At 51.1% G+C, this 4,268-nt stretch carries 2 tRNA genes and 2 rRNA genes; all 4 read right to left on the bottom strand.

Annotated elements, in window-relative coordinates:
- Nucleotides 1-96 precede the first annotated feature (96 nt).
- Nucleotides 97-2,982 (bottom strand): 23S ribosomal RNA (locus ACYPYQ_RS13460).
- A 295-nt stretch (nucleotides 2,983-3,277) separates the two neighbouring features.
- A tRNA-Ala gene (locus ACYPYQ_RS13455) sits at nucleotides 3,278-3,353 on the bottom strand.
- A gap of 15 nt (nucleotides 3,354-3,368) precedes the next feature.
- Nucleotides 3,369-3,445 (bottom strand) — tRNA-Ile (locus ACYPYQ_RS13450).
- A 121-nt stretch (nucleotides 3,446-3,566) separates the two neighbouring features.
- Nucleotides 3,567-4,268: ribosomal RNA gene (locus ACYPYQ_RS13445) — 16S ribosomal RNA — on the bottom strand; the annotation flags it as partial.

Raw genomic sequence — 4,268 nt, 5'->3', positions numbered from 1 at the left:
GCCTTTTGGCTTTGGGCAATCAACATAATCTTGGAAGAAGTAAAGTGTGTCTTGATTGTTGCGAGTACTGTATTACTTGCGCTTGCCTAATGTTATAGGATCAAGCCTCACGGGCAATTAGTATCGGTTAGCTTAATCCATTACTGGACTTCCACACCCGACCTATCAACGTGGTGGTCTTCCACGACCCTACAGGGGCATCAAGTGCCCAGGGAAGTCTCATCTTGAGGCGAGTTTCCCGCTTAGATGCTTTCAGCGGTTATCTCTTCCAGATATAGCTACCCGGCGATACGACTGGCGTCATAACCGGTACACCAGAGATCTGTCCACTCCGGTCCTCTCGTACTAGGAGCAGGTCCCCTCAAACTTCCAGCGCCCACGGCAGATAGGGACCAAACTGTCTCACGACGTTTTAAACCCAGCTCACGTACCACTTTAAATGGCGAACAGCCATACCCTTGGGACCGGCTACAGCCCCAGGATGTGATGAGCCGACATCGAGGTGCCAAACTCCCCCGTCGATATGAACTCTTGGGAGGAATCAGCCTGTTATCCCCAGAGTACCTTTTATCCGTTGAGCGATGGCCCTTCCATACAGAACCACCGGATCACTATGACCTACTTTCGTACCTGCTCGACTTGTCAGTCTCGCAGTTAAGCATCCTTTTGCCATTGCACTATCAGTACGATGTCCGACCGTACCTAGGATACCTTCGTACTCCTCCGTTACAATTTGGGAGGAGACCGCCCCAGTCAAACTGCCTACCATGCAATGTCCCCAGCCCGGATCACGGGCCTAGGTTAGAACCTCAAACACATCAGGGTGGTATTTCAAGGATGGCTCCACGATGTCTGGCGACACCGCTTCAAAGCCTCCCACCTATCCTACACAGATATGTTCAAAGTCCAATGCAAAGCTACAGTAAAGGTTCATGGGGTCTTTCCGTCTAGCCGCGGGGAGATTGCATCTTCACAAACATTTCAACTTCGCTGAGTCCCGGGTGGAGACAGTGTGGCCATCGTTACGCCATTCGTGCAGGTCGGAACTTACCCGACAAGGAATTTCGCTACCTTAGGACCGTTATAGTTACGGCCGCCGTTTACTGGGACTTCAATCAAGAGCTTGCACCCCATCATTTAATCTTCCAGCACCGGGCAGGCGTCACACTCTATACGTCCACTTTCGTGTTTGCAGAGTGCTGTGTTTTTATTAAACAGTCGCAGCCACCATTTCACTGCAACCCCATCGACCTTCGAGAGCAAGTCTCTACAATCTACCGGGGCGCACCTTTTCCCGAAGTTACGGTGCTAATTTGCCGAGTTCCTTCACCCGAGTTCTCTCAAGCGCCTTAGAATTCTCATCCTACCCACCTGTGTCGGTTTGCGGTACGGTCTCAATGTAACTGAAGCTTAGTGGCTTTTCTTGGAAGCTTGGTATCAGCAACTTCTGCACCGAAGTGCATCGTCATCACGCCTCAGAATTGACCTCCCGGATTTGCCTAAGAGATCTCCCTACACGCTTAAACTGCCTATTCCAACAGACAGCTTGCTTAACCTTCTCCGTCCCCACATCGCATTACATTGAGGTACAGGAATATTAACCTGTTTCCCATCGACTACGCATTTCTGCCTCGCCTTAGGGGCCGACTCACCCTGCTCCGATGAACGTTGAACAGGAAACCTTGGGTTTTCGGCGAGGGAGCCTTTCACTCCCTTTATCGCTACTCATGTCAGCATTCGCACTTCTGATACCTCCAGCATGGTTCACACCACACCTTCGCAGGCCTACAGAACGCTCTCCTACCATATGTACAAGTACATATCCCTAGCTTCGGTGCACAGTTTGAGCCCCGTTACATCTTCCGCGCAGGACGACTCGATCAGTGAGCTATTACGCTTTCTTTAAATGATGGCTGCTTCTAAGCCAACATCCTGACTGTCTATGCCTTCCCACCTCGTTTTCCACTTAACTGTGTCTTGGGGACCTTAGCTGAGGGTCTGGGTTGTTTCCCTTTTGTCACCGGACGTTAGCACCCGATGACTGTCTCCCACGCTCGCACTTCTCGGTATTCGGAGTTTGCAATGGTTTGGTAATCAGCAATAGACCCCTAGCCATGACAGTGCTCTACCCCCGAGAGTGATACGTGAGGCACTACCTAAATAGTTTTCGGAGAGAACCAGCTATTTCCAGATTTGTTTAGCCTTTCACCCCTATCCACAGCTCATCCCCTAACTTTTCAACGTTAGTGGGTTCGGACCTCCAGTGAGTGTTACCCCACCTTCATCCTGGCCATGGATAGATCATCTGGTTTCGGGTCTACACCCAGCAACTATCGCCCTTATCAGACTCGCTTTCGCTGCGCCTCCCCTATTCGGTTAAGCTCGCTACTGAATGTAAGTCGCTGACCCATTATACAAAAGGTACGCAGTCACGGAACAAGTCCGCTCCCACTGTTTGTATGCATACGATTTCAGGATCTATTTCACTCCCCTTCCGGGGTTCTTTTCGCCTTTCCCTCACGGTACTGGTTCACTATCGGTCGATTACGAGTATTTAGCCTTGGAGGATGGTCCCCCCATATTCAGACAGGGTTTCTCGTGCCCCGCCCTACTTGTTCCAAACCTATTTCCACTCCACTGCTTTCGCGTACGGGGCTATCACCCACTATGGCCAGACTTTCCAGACTGTTCCGCTAACAATGAAGATAAAGTTTGCAGGCTGATCCGCGTTCGCTCGCCACTACTTACGGAATCTCGGTTGATTTCTTTTCCTCCGGCTACTTAGATGTTTCAGTTCGCCGGGTTCGCTTCTCTGTACCTATGTATTCAGTACAGGATGACCCAAAAGGGCCTGGTTTCCCCATTCAGACATCTACGGATCAATGCTCTATTGCCAGCTCCCCGTAGCTTTTCGCAGGCTTACACGTCTTTCATCGCCTGTAATCGCCAAGGCATCCATCATATGCACTTATTCGCTTGACCCTATAACGTTAAGCCCTCAGCCTCTCGACCAAGGACGCTACAAGTATTTTCGTCTCGCGTTCGTGACACCGCACTGATACGACTAGCATCAATACGGCTTGATACAATCAAAACCCATTTAGTTTTCATGCTTCCACAGCAACTGATTTCTCAATCACCGCTTCCGCGTGAATCACTTTCTTTACTTCTTCCAAATTTTTAAAGAACTGCTATCGGTAAAAACCGATATCAAAACCGCCAGGCTTTGATATCGGGCCTCACTCTTCCGTTTCAAGACACTTCCATTCCAAGGTGATGGTGGAGGTTGACGGGATCGAACCGACGACCCCCTGCTTGCAAAGCAGGTGCTCTCCCAGCTGAGCTAAACCCCCGTTATTCCCTTGCCCTGGTGGGTCTGGTTGGACTCGAACCAACGACCCCCGCGTTATCAACACGGTGCTCTAACCAGCTGAGCTACAGACCCGATCTTGTGCGTTTCGGGTCTGCGTCTTCTGTCACGAACCTTTTACTTCGCGACTTCAAACCTGTGTCTCGAAACTTAAACAACCGATAAGTGTGGATACCTGCACAAAGGCTTACTCTAGAAAGGAGGTGATCCAGCCGCACCTTCCGATACGGCTACCTTGTTACGACTTCACCCCAGTCACGAACCCTGCCGTGGTAACCGTCCCCCTTGCGGTTAGACTAGCTACTTCTGGCAGAACCCGCTCCCATGGTGTGACGGGCGGTGTGTACAAGACCCGGGAACGTATTCACCGCGACATGCTGATCCGCGATTACTAGCGATTCCGACTTCATGCTCTCGAGTTGCAGAGAACAATCCGGACTACGATCGGCTTTCTGAGATTGGCTCCCCCTCGCGGGTTGGCGACCCTCTGTACCGACCATTGTATTACGTGTGAAGCCCTACCCATAAGGGCCATGAGGACTTGACGTCATCCCCACCTTCCTCCGGTTTATCACCGGCAGTCCCATTAAAGTGCCCAACTGAATGATGGCAATTAATGGCAAGGGTTGCGCTCGTTGCGGGACTTAACCCAACATCTCACGACACGAGCTGACGACAGCCATGCAGCACCTGTGTCCAGGTTCCCTTTCGGGCACCAAACCATCTCTGGTAAGTTCCTGGCATGTCAAGGGTAGGTAAGGTTTTTCGCGTTGCATCGAATTAATCCACATAATCCACCGCTTGTGCGGGTCCCCGTCAATTCCTTTGAGTTTTAACCTTGCGGCCGTACTCCCCAGGCGGTCAACTTCACGCGTTAGCTGCGGTACTAAAGAAGTCT

It is taken from the genome of Sideroxyarcus sp. TK5 (assembly GCF_054601595.1).
This window is presented reverse-complemented; position numbering and strand designations above follow the sequence as displayed.